The sequence below is a fragment of the Paraburkholderia sp. JPY465 genome (assembly GCF_050436725.1).
Lineage (GTDB): Bacteria > Pseudomonadota > Gammaproteobacteria > Burkholderiales > Burkholderiaceae > Paraburkholderia > Paraburkholderia youngii.
Window position 1 is genome coordinate 3,796,447 of record NZ_JBNDMT010000003.1, and the last position, 15,282, is coordinate 3,811,728.

A 15,282-nucleotide genomic window follows, 5' to 3' on the forward strand; every position below is an offset into this window, starting at 1 on the left:
GTTCTGATTTAGGAGAAGACGTGAAAAGTTCTATACAACGGAACATCGGGCCATTCGCGCTGATGCTGACCGGTCTGGGCTCGATCATCGGATCGGGCTGGCTGTTCGGCGCGTGGAAGGCTGCAAAGATTGCCGGTCCCGCTGCAATTTGCGCATGGATCATCGGCGCGGTCGTGATTCTCGCGATTGCGCTGACCTACGCGGAACTCGGCGCGATGTTTCCGGAATCTGGCGGGATGGTGCGCTATGCGCGCTACTCGCACGGCGCGCTGGTCGGTTTCATCAGCGCGTGGGCCAACTGGATCGCGATCGTGTCGGTGATTCCAATCGAGGCCGAAGCATCGATTCAATACATGAGCACGTGGCCCTATCCGTGGGCGCATGCGCTGTTCGTCGACGGTTCATTGACTACCAACGGCCTGGTGTTGTCGGCCGGCCTCGTGATCATCTACTTCCTGCTCAACTACTGGGGCGTCAAGCTGTTCGCGCGCGCGAATTCCGCGATCACGATCTTCAAATTCCTGATCCCGGGCGCAACGATCGTCGGTCTGATGATGACCGGCGTCCACACCGAGAACTTCGGCCAGGCGAGCACATTCGCGCCGTACGGCTGGTCGGCGGTGCTGACCGCGGTCGCGACGAGTGGGATCGTGTTCGCGTTCAATGGTTTCCAGAGTCCGGTCAACCTGGCCGGTGAAGCGCGCAATCCGGCGAGGAGCGTGCCGTTCGCGGTGATCGGCTCGATCCTGCTCGCGCTCGTAATCTATGTGTTGCTGCAGATCGCGTACATCGGCGCCGTGAATCCGGCCGACGTGATGAAGGGCTGGAGCCACTTCAACTTCGCTTCGCCGTTCGCGGAGCTGGCGATCGCGCTGAACCTGAACTGGCTGGCGTTCCTGCTGTACGTCGACGCGTTCGTCAGCCCGAGCGGCACCGGTACGACCTATATGGCGACCACGACGCGGATGATCTACGCGATGGAGCGCAACAACACCATGCCAAAAATTTTCGGACAGGTGCATCCGTTGTACGGCGTGCCGCGTCAGGCGATGTGGTTCAACCTGTTCGTGTCGTTCATCTTCCTGTTCTTCTTCCGCGGCTGGAGCTCGCTCGCGGCGGTGATTTCGGTTGCGACCGTGATCTCGTACTTGACCGGCCCGATTAGCCTGATGGCGCTGCGTCGCGCGGCAACCGATCTCGAGCGCCCGCTGCATATCGCCGGCATGAAGGTGATTGCGCCGTTCGCGTTCGTCTGCGCGTCGCTGATCCTGTACTGGGCGAAGTGGCCGCTGACCGGCGAAATCATTCTCCTGATGGTCGTCGCGTTGCCGGTGTACTTCTACTTCCAGGCCAAGCAGGGCTTCGAGGGCTGGAACCGCGATCTGAAGGCCGCCTGGTGGCTGGTCGCGTACCTGCCGATCATGGCGATCCTGTCGCTGATCGGCAGCAAGCAGTTCGGCGGCTTCGGCGTCCTGCCGTACGGCTGGGACATGCTCGTCGTGATCGCCTTCTCGTTGGTGTTCTACTTCTGGGGCGTGAACAGCGGCTATCGTTCGGAGTATCTGGACGAGCGGCTCGTGCACGACGAAGTGCTCGAAGGTATCGGCGCGCACTGAGCGTTCGTCCAAGCGAAGGGGCCGCTCGAAGCGGGGCCTTCACGTTAGAAAAAAGCCCGCCTGATCGATGATCAGGCGGGCTTTTTCGTTGGTCGTTACGGCTGGCTGGTTCCGCGGCGGATCAGGCGGTGCCGAACACGTAGTTCGTCATCGCGAGTGAGCGCTGGTAGGTGCCGAGCGACTGGATCGCAAGCGAATAGTCGTCGTCGGCGGCGCCGAGGGCGGCGAACACCGGCAACAGATGCTCGTCGGTCGGATGCATCAGCACCGCGTGCGGCGCCTGGCGGCGATAGTCGAGCAGCGCGTCGATATCGCGCGCGACGAGCTTGTCTTCGAACCAGTCGGTGAATTCGGTCACGCGCGGATCGGCGTCTTCCGGGCGAGCGGAGAAATCGGCGGCGCGCAGGTTATGGGTGATCTGACCGGAGCCGACCACCATCACGCCTTCGTCTTTCAGCGCGCGCAGCGCCCGGCCGACGCGGAAATGATGCGCGGCGTCCTTGTGCGGCTGGATCGACAGTTGCGCGATCGGCACGTCCGCTTGCGGGAACATCAGCAGCATCGGCACCCATGCGCCGTGGTCGAGTCCGTGCGGCTGCACGTCCGCGACGATGCCGCTCGCGCCGAGCAGCGCGGCGGCGCTGCGCGCGACGTCGGGTGCGCCCGGTGCCGGGTATTGGATTTCGTAGAGCTGGCGCGGAAAGCCATAAAAATCGTGGATGGTTTCAGGCGCCGTCGCGATGCTGGCGAGTGGCTGCGCGGTGCCCCAGTGCGCCGACAGCATCAGGATTGCCTCGGGACGGGGCAATTGCGTGCCGAGCGCGCCGAACTCGGCGGACGGCATCGACGGATCGATCGGCAACGTGGGCGAGCCGTGGGACAGAAAGAGCGAAGGTAAGCGGTTCATGACAGCAACGCGGCCGTGACAGCACGGCACGGAGAAATTGGGTTACTACCAATATAAGTCCACACGCCAGCTTGATAAATGGGCTCGCGGGGAATTGATTGTGTCGTGATTGTTGTTAATTATTGTTGCCGCAGCTAATCCTGCGCGTCCCGCAGTCCTTGCCATGCCGGCGACAACGCCGGTCCCAGCGCAAACAGATCGAGCACGCGTGCGACCGTGTGGTCGACCATCTCGTCGATCGAAGCAGGCTGGTTATAGAACGCGGGCAGAGGCGGGAAGATCACGCCGCCCATTTCGGTGACGGCCGTCATATTGCGCAGATGCGCGAGGTTGAACGGCGTTTCGCGCACCAGCAGCACGAGGCGGCGACGCTCCTTCAGGGTGACGTCGGCGGCGCGGGTGATCAGGTTGTCGGCGAAACCGTGCGCGATGCTCGCGAGCGTTTTCATCGAGCAGGGCGCGACGACCATCCCGTCGGTCGCGAACGAGCCGGACGCGATGCTTGCGCCGACGTCGCGCACCGAATGGACGACATCCGCGAGCGGATGCACGTCTTCTTTGCCCAACTGGAGTTCATGCTGGATGTTGAGCCAACCCGCGCTCGAAATCAGCAGGTGGCTCTCGACGCCGCCGAGCCGCCGCAACGTCTCGAGCAGCCGGATGCCGTAGATGGCGCCGGTGGCGCCGGTGATCGCGACGATCAGCCGGCGGGGCGCCGCGGTGCGTGCTTGCTGCATGGCTTGCGGCGCCTGATAAAGCGAACGAAGCGTTGAACGCTCAGGCCGCGGCGAACAGCTGCTGCAGTTCGCCCGATTCGTACATCTCCATCATGATGTCCGAGCCGCCGATGAACTCGCCCTTCACATACAGCTGTGGAATGGTCGGCCAGTTCGAGAACACCTTGATCCCCTGACGGATTTCGTCGTCTTCGAGCACATTGACGGTCTTGATTTCACCGACGCCGCACGCTTTCAGGATCTGGATGGCGCGGCCGGAAAAACCGCACATCGGGAACTGGGCCGTGCCCTTCATGAAGAGAACGACGTTGTTGCCGTCGACGATTTGCTTGATGCGTTGTTGCGTATCCATGACTGACCTTGCGGTTCCGATAAAGGATGGGAATAGGCTGAAATGATAGCGGATTTCGCTACGGGCGGCCGCAGCCGCGTCGCGCCTGGGGTTTTAGCCTCGGCGACCGCGCTTAGGCCGCGGCGGCGCGCAACACGCCCCCGCTGATGCGCTCGATGCCGGCGAGATCGCGCTCCGAGCGGACCTCGGCAAAACCGCGCGCGCGCAGCAACGCGCGCACGGCTTCGGCCTGGTCGTAGCCGTGTTCGATCCACAGCGCGCCGTCGGCGACGAGACGCTCGGGCGCACCGGCGACGATCGCGCGGATCGCGCTGAGGCCGTCGGCCTCGTCGGTGAGCGCGCCGCGCGGCTCGAAGCGCAGATCGCCTTCGGCCAGATGCGGGTCGCCGCTCGCGATATACGGTGGATTGCTGACGATCGCGTCAAAGCGCGGCGCGGCGTCGAGCGAGCCGTACCAGTCGCTGTGCAGGAACGTTACGGCGCCGCCGGGACGCTTCGCGTCGAGCAGGCGCGCGCCGTTGCGCGCAGCGACGGCGAGCGCGTCGGCCGAGCGGTCGAGTGCCCAGAGCTTGGCGTCGGGCCGCATCGACGCGATCGCCACCGCGATTGCGCCGGTTCCGGTACCGAGATCGAGCACACGCGGACGCGGCCGGGCTTCAATCGCCGCGAGCGCGGTCTCTACCAGCAGCTCGGTTTCGGGACGCGGAATCAGCACCTGTGGTGTTACTTCGAATTCGAGCCCGAAGAACTCGCGCGCGCCGACGAGTTGCGCGACCGGCTCGCCGGCTATGCGCCGCGCCTCCAGCGCGCGATAACGATCGACGCTCGCGCGTTCGAGCGGCTCTTCGCCGCGCGTGATCAGCTGCGTGCGCCGCCAGCCGAGCACATGCGTGAGCAGAATCCGCGCTTCGAGCGGCGGCAATGGCGATGCACGCAATAGCACGTCGGCCGTCGCGGGGGCAGCGGCGGGCTCGAGCGGGACCGGGGAGGCGTCGGTCATTGTCGGGGCGTCAGTCCGCGTCGCCGAGCGAGGCCAGCAGCTCGGCCTGATGCTCGCTGACGAGCGCCGCGATCAGTTCTTCGAGATCGCCGTCCATGATCGCGTCGAGGCGATATAGCGTCAGGTTGATGCGGTGATCGGTGAGGCGCCCCTGCGGGAAATTGTACGTGCGGATGCGCTCCGAGCGGTCGCCCGAACCGATCAGGTTCTTGCGCGTCGCCGCTTCCTTCGTCTGCTGCTCGTGCGTCTGCTTGTCCTTGATGCGCGCTGCGAGCACCTTCAGCGCGCGGTCCTTGTTCTTGTGCTGCGAGCGGTCGTCCTGACATTCGACGACGATCCCCGTCGGTAAGTGCGTGACACGCACCGCGGAATCGGTCTTGTTGATGTGCTGGCCGCCCGCGCCCGACGCGCGGAACGTATCGATGCGCAGATCGGCCGGATTGATCTCGACTTCACCGATCTCGTCCGCTTCCGGCATCACCGCGACCGTGCAGGCCGACGTGTGAATGCGGCCCTGCGTTTCTGTGGCCGGCACGCGCTGCACACGATGCCCGCCGGACTCGAACTTCAGCTTCGAATATGCGGCATCGCCGGCAATTCGCACGATGACTTCGCGATAGCCGCCGAGATCCGATTCGCTCGCCGACATCATCTCGACCTGCCAGCGGTTGCGTTCGGCATAGCGCAGATACATGCGCAGCAGATCGCCAGCGAACAGCGCGGATTCGTCGCCGCCGGTGCCCGCGCGGATTTCGAGGAAGATGTTGCGCTCGTCGTTCGGGTCTTTCGGCAGCAGCATTTTCTGCAGTTCGACGCCGAGCGTCTCCATACGATCGCGCGCCGCGCGGATTTCCTCTTCGGCGAAATCGCGCATCGACGCGTCGGCGAGCAGTTCCTGCGCGGTGGCTGCGTCGTTCTGCGCCTGTCGCCACAGACCGTAATGCTCGACGACCGGGCCGAGCTCCGCGTGTTCGCGCGTGAGCTTGCGGTATTGGTCGAGGTTGGCGGTGATGTCCTCGCGGCTCAACAGGTCGTTCAGTTCGGCCAGCCGGGTGGTCAGCTGGTCGAGCTTGCGTTGCATGCTCGTTTTCATCGGGCGGGTAGCGGAGCGGACTCCGGAAAGGATGCGGCCAGGGAAAAGGGCGAATGCCCGGGGCGGAAGCACTTCGCGAGCCACGGCGGTGGCGCGCGGGGTGCGGCGAGCACTGCGCCGCTAACGCTCGGAAGAGCCGGAGTGTTTGTAGAAGCCGCTCATCAGCTCGATCAGCTTGTCACGGTTGTCGCTGCTCGCGCGGTTCAACGCGTGAGTAGGACCATGGATCAGCTTGTTGGTGAGCGACTGCGACAGTGCTTCGAGCACTGCGGCCGGATCGTCGCCGCGCGCGAGCATTTTCTGCGCGCGTTCGACTTCCGCGCGGCGCAGCGTATCGGCCTGCGTGTGCATGTGGCGGATCACCGGCACGATGCTGCGCGCGTCGAGCCATTGCATGAAGTTCTGCACGCGCGTTTCGATGATCGCTTCGGCCTGCGCGACTGCGGCCTGGCGCGACGCATTGCCTTCGCGGACGATCGCGCCGAGGTCGTCGACGGTGTACAGGAACACGTCTTCGAGCTGGCCGGCTTCGGGTTCGATATCGCGCGGCACCGCGAGGTCGACCATGAAAATCGGCCGGTGACGGCGCGCCTTGACCGCGCGCTCGACCGCGCCGAGACCGATGATCGGCAGCGTGGACGCCGTGCACGACACGATGATGTCGAATTCGTGCATCCGGGAGGGCAGCTCGGAGAGTGGAATGGCGCGGCCGTTGAAGCGCTCGGCGAGCCGCATACCGCGCTCGGCGGTACGGTTCGCGACGACGAGTTCACGCGGATGTTGCGCGGCGAAATGCGTCGCGCAGAGCTCGATCATTTCGCCAGCACCGATGAACAGCACGCGCTGGTTCGCGATCTTGTCGAAAATGCGTTGGGCGAGGCGTACCGCGGCGGCGGCCATCGACACCGACTGCGCGCCGATTTCGGTGGTGCTGCGCACTTCCTTTGCGACGGCGAAGGTGCGCTGGAACAGCTGGTTCAGGTAGGTGCCGAGAGCGCCGGCTTCGGAGGCGGTGCGAACCGCGTCCTTCATTTGTCCGACGATCTGCGTCTCGCCGAGCACCATTGAATCGAGCCCCGATGCGACGCGGAACGCGTGACGCACGGCTTCGGACTGCGGCAGCGCGTAGACGTGCGGCGCGAGTTCATCGATGGGGAGGTTGTGGTACTTCGACAGCCACTGGACCGAGGCTTCGCGCGCGGCGAGATCGTCGGTCGCGCAGTACAGTTCGGTGCGGTTGCAGGTGGACAGAATTGCCGCTTCCGGCGCATTGGGGGCCATGCGGCCCACCCAGATGCCTTTGAACGTATCCAGAGCGGGCTTGATCTGTTCGAGCGGAAACGCCACGCGTTCGCGCAAGGCGACAGGCGCAGTGTGATGGTTAATTCCGATCGTTAGAAGCTGCATTTGGGGGAGCTATCGTTCAGCCCTATATTATAGCGTTTTCACGATTCTCACATCCTGCACGCGGTATACCCCGCATGTGTCAGCTCTCGCCTGTCTGGGGCTCCGGCGGAATCGCGTCGAGCTGGTAACCGTAACCATAGACCGGCGTCAGCGCGTAGCCAAGCTCCGGGCGTAGCTGCAGCTTGCCGCGCACGCGCGACGCGTGAGTGTCGATGGTGCGCGACTTTACGTCGCGGCGGCGCGACCACACGGTTTCGAGAATATGCGCGCGCGACACCGGTCGGGCCAGATTGTTGAACAGCAGTAGCGCGAGGCGGAATTCCTTTGGCGTGAGGATGACGGTCATCTCACGGAAGGTCACGGCGCAATTCGCCGCGTCGAAGGTATAGCCGCCGATCACGTCGCGCCGGCGTTTGGGCGGCCGGCGCAGGCCCGCGCGGCGTTGCAGCGCCTCGACGCGCGCGAGCATTTCGGGGCCGCGCACTGGTTTGCTGAGGCAGTCGTCGGCGCCGGCGTGCAGCGCGGCTACGATCTGGCACTCGCGCGGTGCCGAAATCAGCATCATGATGGGCAGACCTGGCAGAATGGAGCGCGCGCGCGGGATAACGTCTTCGGCGCAATGGTCGCCGGCCCAGCTTTCGGTGATCAGCAGGTCGAAAAATTCATCGGTGGCGTGCTGCAGGAAGGTGGCGCTGGTGGTGAAGTGAAGGCACACATGGCCGCCGGCGAAAATGAGCCGGTCGACCAGTTTGGCGTGTTGCAGGTCGGGTTCGATAAGGGCGATGCGCATGGCACGGCGTCAGCCGGGCAACGAGCGGAGCGCGAGGTGTTTTCGTCAGGCTTGCAACTTGCCTAAGCACACCCCGACCCCTAAACTCAACCGCTATGCGGAAAGCGCCGTGCTGAACTTCTATAGTTAAAGAGCCCAAAATGCTAGCCTTGGCGGCTCCGTCGGCCTATGAGACGAATCCGAAATTGAACTTGTCCTGTTTCGGCACCCAATCCGGAGCCCACGCCTGATGGGTTGGCCGGGCATTCTCGTTCTCGGCGTCGTGATCGGCCTCACGGGCTGGTGGTTGCACCCGCTGCCCAGGGTGAGCCGCGCGCGCTGGTGGGTCGCGCTCTTGGCCGGCGTGCTCGGCACGAGCATCGCGCGCATGGCCGGCAACGTGACAGGTCTTTTCCATGACGGCGACATGCTCGAGTGGCCGGTATGCACCGCCGTCGCGCTTATCGCCGTCGCCGTAACGGTCGGCCTCTTTTCGCGCCGGTCAATCCGTCGATGAATCCTTGCAGGTAACTCCATGAACGCCCGACTCCCCGAAACCTCCTCCATTCCCGAGCGCCTCGCGAGCCTGCGCGCCGCGATGGCGCGCGAAGGCATCGCCGCTTACCTCGTGCCGTCGGCCGATCCGCATCTGTCCGAGTATCTGCCAGGTCGCTGGCAAGGCCGCCAGTGGCTGTCGGGCTTCACCGGCTCGGCCGGCACGCTGATCGTCACCTCCGATTTCGCCGGCGTCTGGACCGATAGCCGCTACTGGGAGCAAGCGAGCGCGCAACTCGCCGGCACCAGTGTCGAGCTGATGAAGATGACTGGCGGCCAGCTCACGACGCCGCATTTCGAATGGCTCGCACAGAACGTCGCGAGCGGCGGCACGGTCGGGGTGGATGGCGCGGTGCTCGGCGTCGCGGCCGCGCGTGCGCTGAGCGCAGCGCTGAACGCACGCGGCGTGCAGCTGCGCACCGACGTCGACCTGTTCGACGCGATCTGGGCGCAGCGCCCGGCGCTGCCCGCCGACGCCGTCTTCGAGCACTCCGCGCCGCAAGCGGGCGTCGCGCGCGCGGACAAGCTCGCGCAGGTACGTCACGCGATGGCCGACAAAGGCGCGCAGTGGCACTTCATCTCGACGCTCGACGACCTCGCCTGGCTGCTGAACCTGCGTGGCGCCGACGTCAGCTACAACCCGGTGTTCGTCGCGCACGCGCTGGTCGGCGTGGATCGCGTGTCGCTTTTTATCGCTGACGGCAAAGTGTCGCCGGCGCTCGCCGACGTGCTCGCGCGTGACGGTATCAGCGTCGAGCCGTACGCCAAAGCCGCCGACGCGCTCGCCGCGCTCCCAGCCGGCAGCACGCTGCTGGTCGACCCGCGCCGCATCACGTACGGCTCGCTGCAGGCGGTGCCGTCGGGGGTCAAGGTGGTCGAAGCGGTCAATCCGTCCACGTTCCTCAAGTCGTGCAAGACCGCCGCCGATGCCGCGCACGTGCGCGACACGATGGAGCAGGACGGCGCGGCCCTCGCCGAATTCTTCGCCTGGTTCGAAAGCGCGCTGGGCCGCGAACGCATCACCGAGCTGACGATCGACGAGCGTCTGACGGCCGCCCGCGCGCGCCGTCCTGGGTTCGTGTCGCTGAGCTTCGCGACGATCGCGGGCTTCAACGCGAACGGTGCGATGCCGCACTATCGCGCGACCGAAGAGTCGCATGCGGTGATCGAAGGCAACGGCCTGCTGCTGATCGATTCGGGCGGCCAGTACCTGAGCGGCACGACCGACATCACGCGCGTCGTGCCGATCGGCACGCCGAGCAATGAACAGCGCCGCGATTTCACGGTCGTGCTGAAGGGCATGATCGCGCTGTCACGCGCGCAGTTCCCGCGTGGCATCCGCTCGCCGATGCTCGACGCGATTGCGCGCGCGCCGATCTGGCAGGCCGGCGCCGACTATGGTCACGGCACCGGTCACGGGGTCGGCTACTTCCTGAACGTGCACGAAGGCCCGCAGGTGATCTCGCACTACGCGCCGGCCGAACCGTGGACCGCGATGGAAGAGGGCATGATCACCTCGAACGAGCCGGGTCTGTATCGGCCGGGCAAATGGGGCGTGCGCATCGAAAACCTCGTGCTGAACGTGGCCGCCGAAAAAACCGAATTCGGCGACTTCCTGAAGTTCGAAACCCTGACGCTGTGCCCGATCGACACGCGCTGCATCGAGCTGTCGCTGCTGCGCGACGACGAGCGCGCGTGGCTCAACGGGTATCACGAGACGGTGCGCGCGCGCCTCTCGCCGCATGTGTCGGGTGACGCAAAGGTGTGGCTCGAACTGCGCACACAACCGATCTGAGCGTAGCGGCGATCTTCCAAACGGAGCGTGGTGCATGGCGATCAAGGCAGTGGTGTTCGATTTCGGCGGCGTGCTGATCGACTGGAGTCCCGAGTACCTGTACCGCGAGCTGATTCCCGACGAATCGGAGCGCCGCTGGTTCCTCACGCACGTCTGCTCGATGGACTGGGTGATCCGCCAGGACGGGGGGCAGCCGATCGTCGAAGCCACCGACGAGCTGATCGCGCAGTTTCCCGATCACGAATCGTTGATTCGCGCGTTCTACGAGCGCTGGCATCAAATGGTGGCGGGGGTGCTCGACGACGGCATCGCGCTGATGGAAAAGCTCGAAGCGGCCGATGTACCGCTCTTCGGGCTCACCAACTGGTCGGCCGAGACCTTCCCGTATGCGTGGGAGCATTATCCGGTGCTGCGGCGCTTTCGCGACATCGTCGTGTCGGGGCGCGTGAAGCTCGTGAAGCCCGATCCGGCGATCTTCGCCGAGATGCGCCGGCGCATCGAGCTGCAGATGCCCGGCGTCGAGCCGGCCGAGCTCGTCTTCATCGACGACAACGCGAAAAACGCCGAAGCCGCGACGGAGCTCGGCTGGCACGGCGTGCATCACACGAGCGCCGCGCAAACGGAGGCGAAGCTGCGCGAGTTGGGCTTGCCGGTTTGAGCTGAGCGCTGCCGTTACTGTCCCAGCAGATTTTTCAACGCATTGCCGAGGCCTTTGACGGTCTCGCCCGCGCCCTTCGCGACCCCTTCGACGCTGACCCCGAGCGCCTTCGCAAACCCCTCGCCGATGCGCTTGAGGATCCCTTCGCGCACCGAGAACTTCGGATCGCGCAGATCGCCGTCGAGCACGAAATGCAGTGTGATGTTGCCGTCATGCGTCTTCAGCGCGGCGACCGCGGCGCGGGTCGGAATCGACATGAACGTCTCGAGCGGATTGTCGGTTTCGGCGAGCTGCAGATTGTGGACCGTCACCGTGCCGGGCGCGTGCAGGTGATAGTTGCGCACCGTCGATTCGATCGACAGATCGACGGTACCGCCCGTCACCTGCGCGCGCGTGCCGGCCTTCTTCAGCAGATAGGGATCGAGCATCGCGACATCGACACCATGCAGCGTGGTCGTGGTCTGCGAGTCGCGGCTGGCGATCCTGATCCAGCCGTCGAACGTCACGGTGCCGGTATGCGCCGGACCCCTCAGTGAGCCGCGAACGCTGACGTTGGTCGGCTCAGCAAGCGACGGCAGATGCAGATTGTCGACGCTCGCGTTTGCGTTGCTGACCGTGACCTTGAATGGCGGCGGCCCGACGCTCATGTCGTAGAAGTGGAAGTTGCCGTGTTCGAAGCGGATACGGTCGACCTGCTGTTCCCGTGGGATCGACGGCGCTGTGTTAGCGCCGCCCGGACGATCGCCGCGGTTCAGCGATTCGCGCAGATTCGGCAGCAGATTGAGCGAGCCGTCCTTGGTGCGTAGCACGGACATGTCGAAGCCGCGCACGACGACCTCGCGGATATGCATGCGCCGCGCGATCAGATCGCGCACGTCGGGGGTGATCGTGATTTCGTCGGCGCGTAGCGGTTCGCCCGCCGGCCAGCCTGGCGGCGCCTTCAGCACGACGTGGGTCAGGTGTACCGAGGTGAGGCCGACGTCGATACGGTCGGCGCTGCCGAGCGGCCCGAGCGCCGCGCTGACGCGATTCTTGACTTCCTGTTGCGCGAATTGCATCGCGCCGACCGCGATCAGAATCAACGCCAATAGCGTTCCGCCCACGACGACGATCCAGCGCCTGCCCTTCGACATCGCCATGCCTGTGTCTCCTCGTCACGGCGCCGCGCGTCGCGCAGCGCCGTGTTGACCGTCTGTCGTGTGCGCGGGACTTTCACGCGCGCCTGCATCAAGTGACGAATAGCAACGCGCATGCCCCGTGGCCCGTCCGGCATTGCGCCAGAGGGGCCGGTGTGCCCCGCTTATTAGCGCGAGATCGGCTTGTAGCGCAGACGCTTCGGCCGCGCGCCTTCCTCGCCGAGACGAGCGCGCTTGTCCGCTTCGTATTCCTGGTAGTTGCCGTCGAAGAACGTGACTTGCGAGTCGCCCTCGAACGCGAGGATATGCGTCGCGATACGATCGAGAAACCAGCGATCGTGCGAGATCACCAGCACCGAACCCGCGAATTCGAGCAGCGCGTCTTCGAGCGCGCGCAGCGTTTCGACGTCGAGGTCGTTCGACGGTTCGTCTAGCAGCAGCACGTTGCCGCCCGCGATCAGCGTCTTCGCCAGATGCAGACGACCGCGCTCGCCGCCGGACAGATTGCCGACGATCTTCTGCTGGTCGCCGCCCTTGAAGTTGAAGCGGCCGATATACGCGCGCGACGGTGTCTCATACTTGCCGACCGTCAGCACGTCGGCGCCGCCTGAGATCTCCTCGAACACCGTCTTGTTGGCTGCGAGCGCTTCGCGGCTCTGGTCCACATAAGCGAGCTTGACGGTCGGGCCCTGCACGATTTCGCCCGAATCCGGTTGTTCGCGGCCGGTCAGCATACGGAACAGCGTCGACTTGCCGGCGCCGTTCGGACCGATGATGCCGACAATCGCGCCGGCCGGAATCTTGAAGCTGACGTTATCGAGCAGCAGACGATCGCCGTACGACTTGCTGACGTTCTTGAACTCGATCACTTCATTGCCGAGGCGGTCGCCGACCGGAATGAAGATTTCCTGCGTTTCGTTGCGCTTCTGGTAGTCCTGGCTGTTCAGTTCCTCGAAGCGAGCGATACGCGCCTTCGACTTCGCCTGGCGGCCCTTCGGGTTCTGGCGCACCCACTCGAGTTCCTTCTTGATCGCCTTCTGGCGCGCCGACTCCGACGCTTCTTCCTGCTTCAGACGCTCTTCCTTCTGATCGAGCCAGCTGCTGTAGTTGCCCTTCCACGGAATGCCGTGGCCGCGGTCGAGTTCGAGAATCCACTCGGCGGCGTTGTCGAGGAAGTAGCGATCGTGCGTGACGGCGACCACGGTGCCCGGGAAGCGCGTCAGGAACTGCTCGAGCCATTCGACCGATTCTGCGTCGAGGTGGTTGGTCGGCTCGTCGAGCAGCAGCATGTCGGGCTTTTGCAGCAGCAGCTTGCACAGCGCCACGCGGCGCTTTTCGCCGCCCGACAGATGCTCGATCTTCGCGTCCCATGCCGGCAGGCGCAGTGCGTCGGCGGCGATTTCGATCTGCTGCTCGGCGCTGCCGTCGGTGGTCGCGAGGATCGCTTCGTACTTCGCCTGCTCGGCGGCGAGCGCGTCGAAGTCGGCGTCCGGCTCCGCGTAGGCCGCGTAGATTTCGTCGAGCTTCTTCTGGGCATTGAACACGTCGCCGAGACCTTCTTCGACCGCTTCACGCACGGTCTTCTGCGGATCGAGTTGCGGCTCCTGCGGCAGATAGCCGATGTTCAGGTTCGGCATCGGCGTGGCTTCGCCTTCGATCTCCGTGTCCACACCCGCCATGATGCGGATCAGCGTCGACTTGCCCGAGCCGTTCAGACCGAGCAGGCCGATCTTCGCGCCGGGGAAGAACGATAGCGAAATGTCTTTGAGGATCTGGCGCTTGGGCGGCACGATTTTGCCGACCCGGTTCATGGTGAAAACGTATTGGGCCATTTGCTTGCAGTAGACGTTGACGATGCCGGCCGCGTGCGGGCGGGCAGTCGGGGTTGAATGGGTAATCGGTGTCAGGGCCGGGCGGAACATCCGGCGCCGGCCGGCGCGGCGTCGGATTCGACGACGCTGCCGCGCGCGGCGTGTGGTTCAGGTGGCATTGTACTTCGCGGCGGGGGGCAGGCGGCAGGGGCCGGACCGCTGGCGGGCCGCTTCACGGACCGGGTGGTGCGCTGTTTGCGCGCGCTGTGTCGCCGATCTTCGGAGCCATTGCGCGACGCCGCCGTGCGGTGAGCAGGCGGCGGCGTCCAGCCGCAGTGTCAGTTCGCGCGCTGTCCCGTCACCGGATCGAAGAAGTGCAGATGTCGTGCGGGCAGCGCGAGCTGCAGCGCCTCGCCTGCCGCCGGACGATGAGCGTGCGGCAGTCGCGCGGTCACGTCGTGCTTGCCCCAGCGGCCGTGGGCGAGATTGTCCGCGCCGAGAATCTCGCAGGAGTCGACGGTGAGTGTGGCATCGGCCGTGCCAGGGCTCAGATGCTCGGGGCGAATGCCGAGCGTCCATTCGCGGCCCGTCGCGACCTCGCGGCCGATCGACGGCACACCCGCGAGCGGCAGCTTCGGGCCGTTGCCGGCGACGTCGAAGGTAGAACCGTCGTCAGAAACGCGGCCTTCGAGCAGGTTCATCCCCGGCGAGCCGATGAAGCTCGCGACGAACACCGTGGCCGGCCGCTCGTAGACTTCGGTCGGCGCGCCGATCTGCTCGGCGTGGCCCTTGTTCATTACGATCACGCGTTGCGCCAGCGTCATCGCTTCGATCTGATCGTGCGTGACGTACAGGCTCGTGGTCTTCAGGCGCGCATGCAGGCGCTGGATTTCGAGGCGCATCTGCACGCGCAGACGGGCGTCGAGATTCGACAGCGGTTCGTCGAACAGAAACACCGCCGGCTCGCGCACGATCGCGCGGCCCATCGCGACGCGTTGCCGCTGCCCGCCCGACAGTTCGCGCGGCTTGCGTTGCAGCAGCGCGCCGAGTTCGAGAATCTGCGCGGCGGCTTCGACGCGTTTCGCGGTCTGCGCGCGATCGACGCCCGCGATCTTCAGCGCGTAACCCATGTTCTCGGCCACGCTCATATGCGGATATAGCGCGTAGTTCTGGAACACCATCGCGATGTTGCGGTCCTTCGGCTCCAGATCGTTGACGACCTTGCCAGCGATCGAAATGCTGCCGTCGGAGATGCGCTCGAGCCCGGCGACCATCCGCAGCAGCGTCGATTTGCCGCAGCCGGACGGGCCGACCATCACGACGAATTCGCCGTCGGCGACGTCGACGTCGATGCCGTGCAACACGAACTGTTTGCCGTCGTAGGTTTTCTTAACGCTTTGCAGAGTCAGTGCAGCCATGCCGTTCTAGCCTTAATTTTTGAGTGCT

Annotated in this window: 14 protein-coding genes; 4 read left to right on the forward strand and 10 right to left on the reverse strand. The window is 65.0% G+C overall.

Annotation, left to right across the window (positions count from 1 at the left end; translation table 11 throughout):
- Positions 1 to 20 precede the first annotated feature (20 nt).
- A complete protein-coding gene (locus QFZ94_RS32275) occupies positions 21 to 1,616 on the forward strand; it encodes an APC family permease (RefSeq protein WP_429461783.1) in 1,596 nt (531 codons plus the stop codon).
- A 121-nt stretch (positions 1,617 to 1,737) separates the two neighbouring features.
- Here the strand turns inward: QFZ94_RS32275 and QFZ94_RS32280 are convergent, their stop codons facing one another.
- From QFZ94_RS32280 to QFZ94_RS32310, 7 genes are all read right to left on the reverse strand, one after another.
- Positions 1,738 to 2,523 (reverse strand): DODA-type extradiol aromatic ring-opening family dioxygenase, encoded by a 786-nt coding sequence (locus QFZ94_RS32280; protein ID WP_152853639.1) that lies wholly within the window; start codon positions 2,521 to 2,523, stop codon positions 1,738 to 1,740.
- A gap of 134 nt (positions 2,524 to 2,657) precedes the next feature.
- A complete protein-coding gene (locus QFZ94_RS32285) occupies positions 2,658 to 3,260 on the reverse strand; it encodes a UbiX family flavin prenyltransferase (RefSeq protein ID WP_429461785.1) in 603 nt (200 codons plus the stop codon).
- 40 nt (positions 3,261 to 3,300) lie between these two features.
- Positions 3,301 to 3,612, reverse strand: coding sequence for a Grx4 family monothiol glutaredoxin (gene grxD, locus QFZ94_RS32290; RefSeq protein ID WP_008918687.1), 312 nt, complete (start codon positions 3,610 to 3,612; stop codon positions 3,301 to 3,303).
- Between the two features lie 112 nt (positions 3,613 to 3,724).
- The gene (gene prmC / locus QFZ94_RS32295) at positions 3,725 to 4,612 is read right to left on the reverse strand and encodes a peptide chain release factor N(5)-glutamine methyltransferase (RefSeq protein ID WP_429461787.1); all 888 of its coding nucleotides are present in this window, start codon (positions 4,610 to 4,612) and stop codon (positions 3,725 to 3,727) included.
- Between the two features lie 10 nt (positions 4,613 to 4,622).
- Positions 4,623 to 5,705 (reverse strand): peptide chain release factor 1, encoded by a 1,083-nt coding sequence (gene prfA / locus QFZ94_RS32300; RefSeq protein WP_013090660.1) that lies wholly within the window; start codon positions 5,703 to 5,705, stop codon positions 4,623 to 4,625.
- Between the two features lie 120 nt (positions 5,706 to 5,825).
- Complete coding sequence (gene hemA, locus QFZ94_RS32305) at positions 5,826 to 7,112, reverse strand: glutamyl-tRNA reductase (protein ID WP_368584328.1); 1,287 nt, start codon at positions 7,110 to 7,112, stop codon at positions 5,826 to 5,828.
- A gap of 79 nt (positions 7,113 to 7,191) precedes the next feature.
- Positions 7,192 to 7,902, reverse strand: a complete 711-nt coding sequence (locus QFZ94_RS32310; protein WP_368584327.1) for a response regulator transcription factor — start codon at positions 7,900 to 7,902, stop codon at positions 7,192 to 7,194.
- 229 nt (positions 7,903 to 8,131) lie between these two features.
- On the opposite strand from QFZ94_RS32310, the gene QFZ94_RS32315 reads away from it, so the two are divergent.
- From QFZ94_RS32315 to QFZ94_RS32325, 3 genes are read left to right on the forward strand one after another with little or no spacing between them, the layout of a single operon-like run.
- On the forward strand, positions 8,132 to 8,398 hold the full coding sequence (locus tag QFZ94_RS32315; RefSeq protein WP_368584326.1) for a hypothetical protein: 267 nt from the start codon (positions 8,132 to 8,134) through the stop codon (positions 8,396 to 8,398).
- An 18-nt stretch (positions 8,399 to 8,416) separates the two neighbouring features.
- Positions 8,417 to 10,231, forward strand: coding sequence for an aminopeptidase P family protein (locus QFZ94_RS32320; RefSeq protein ID WP_429461790.1), 1,815 nt, complete (start codon positions 8,417 to 8,419; stop codon positions 10,229 to 10,231).
- A 34-nt stretch (positions 10,232 to 10,265) separates the two neighbouring features.
- The gene (locus QFZ94_RS32325; protein WP_410850252.1) at positions 10,266 to 10,889 is read left to right on the forward strand and encodes an HAD family hydrolase; all 624 of its coding nucleotides are present in this window, start codon (positions 10,266 to 10,268) and stop codon (positions 10,887 to 10,889) included.
- A gap of 14 nt (positions 10,890 to 10,903) precedes the next feature.
- On the opposite strand, the gene QFZ94_RS32330 is transcribed toward QFZ94_RS32325, so the two are convergent.
- The 3 genes from QFZ94_RS32330 to QFZ94_RS32340 all read right to left on the reverse strand — a co-directional run bounded on the left by QFZ94_RS32330 (position 10,904) and on the right by QFZ94_RS32340 (position 15,254).
- Positions 10,904 to 12,028: a DUF748 domain-containing protein gene (locus tag QFZ94_RS32330; RefSeq protein WP_429461793.1), complete on the reverse strand. Its 1,125-nt coding sequence runs from the start codon at positions 12,026 to 12,028 to the stop codon at positions 10,904 to 10,906.
- 164 nt (positions 12,029 to 12,192) lie between these two features.
- Positions 12,193 to 13,857: an energy-dependent translational throttle protein EttA gene (gene ettA, locus QFZ94_RS32335; RefSeq protein ID WP_152853645.1), complete on the reverse strand. Its 1,665-nt coding sequence runs from the start codon at positions 13,855 to 13,857 to the stop codon at positions 12,193 to 12,195.
- Between the two features lie 317 nt (positions 13,858 to 14,174).
- Positions 14,175 to 15,254: a sn-glycerol-3-phosphate import ATP-binding protein UgpC gene (locus tag QFZ94_RS32340; RefSeq protein WP_429461795.1), complete on the reverse strand. Its 1,080-nt coding sequence runs from the start codon at positions 15,252 to 15,254 to the stop codon at positions 14,175 to 14,177.
- Positions 15,255 to 15,282: the final 28 nt, after the last annotated feature.

Bases quoted from the DNA above. Each gene is read 5' to 3' on its own strand.
- QFZ94_RS32280 (WP_152853639.1), bottom strand. From the start codon at position 2,523: ATGAACCGCTTACCTTCGCTCTTTCTGTCCCACGGCTCGCCCACGTTG.
- QFZ94_RS32285 (WP_429461785.1), bottom strand. From the start codon at position 3,260: ATGCAGCAAGCACGCACCGCGGCGCCCCGCCGGCTGATCGTCGCGATC.
- grxD (WP_008918687.1), bottom strand. From the start codon at position 3,612: ATGGATACGCAACAACGCATCAAGCAAATCGTCGACGGCAACAACGTC.
- prmC (WP_429461787.1), bottom strand. From the start codon at position 4,612: ATGACCGACGCCTCCCCGGTCCCGCTCGAGCCCGCCGCTGCCCCCGCG.
- prfA (WP_013090660.1), bottom strand. From the start codon at position 5,705: ATGAAAACGAGCATGCAACGCAAGCTCGACCAGCTGACCACCCGGCTG.
- hemA (WP_368584328.1), bottom strand. From the start codon at position 7,112: ATGCAGCTTCTAACGATCGGAATTAACCATCACACTGCGCCTGTCGCC.
- QFZ94_RS32310 (WP_368584327.1), bottom strand. From the start codon at position 7,902: ATGCGCATCGCCCTTATCGAACCCGACCTGCAACACGCCAAACTGGTC.
- QFZ94_RS32315 (WP_368584326.1), top strand. From the start codon at position 8,132: ATGGGTTGGCCGGGCATTCTCGTTCTCGGCGTCGTGATCGGCCTCACG.
- QFZ94_RS32320 (WP_429461790.1), top strand. From the start codon at position 8,417: ATGAACGCCCGACTCCCCGAAACCTCCTCCATTCCCGAGCGCCTCGCG.
- QFZ94_RS32325 (WP_410850252.1), top strand. From the start codon at position 10,266: ATGGCGATCAAGGCAGTGGTGTTCGATTTCGGCGGCGTGCTGATCGAC.
- QFZ94_RS32330 (WP_429461793.1), bottom strand. From the start codon at position 12,028: ATGGCGATGTCGAAGGGCAGGCGCTGGATCGTCGTCGTGGGCGGAACG.
- ettA (WP_152853645.1), bottom strand. From the start codon at position 13,857: ATGGCCCAATACGTTTTCACCATGAACCGGGTCGGCAAAATCGTGCCG.
- QFZ94_RS32340 (WP_429461795.1), bottom strand. From the start codon at position 15,254: ATGGCTGCACTGACTCTGCAAAGCGTTAAGAAAACCTACGACGGCAAA.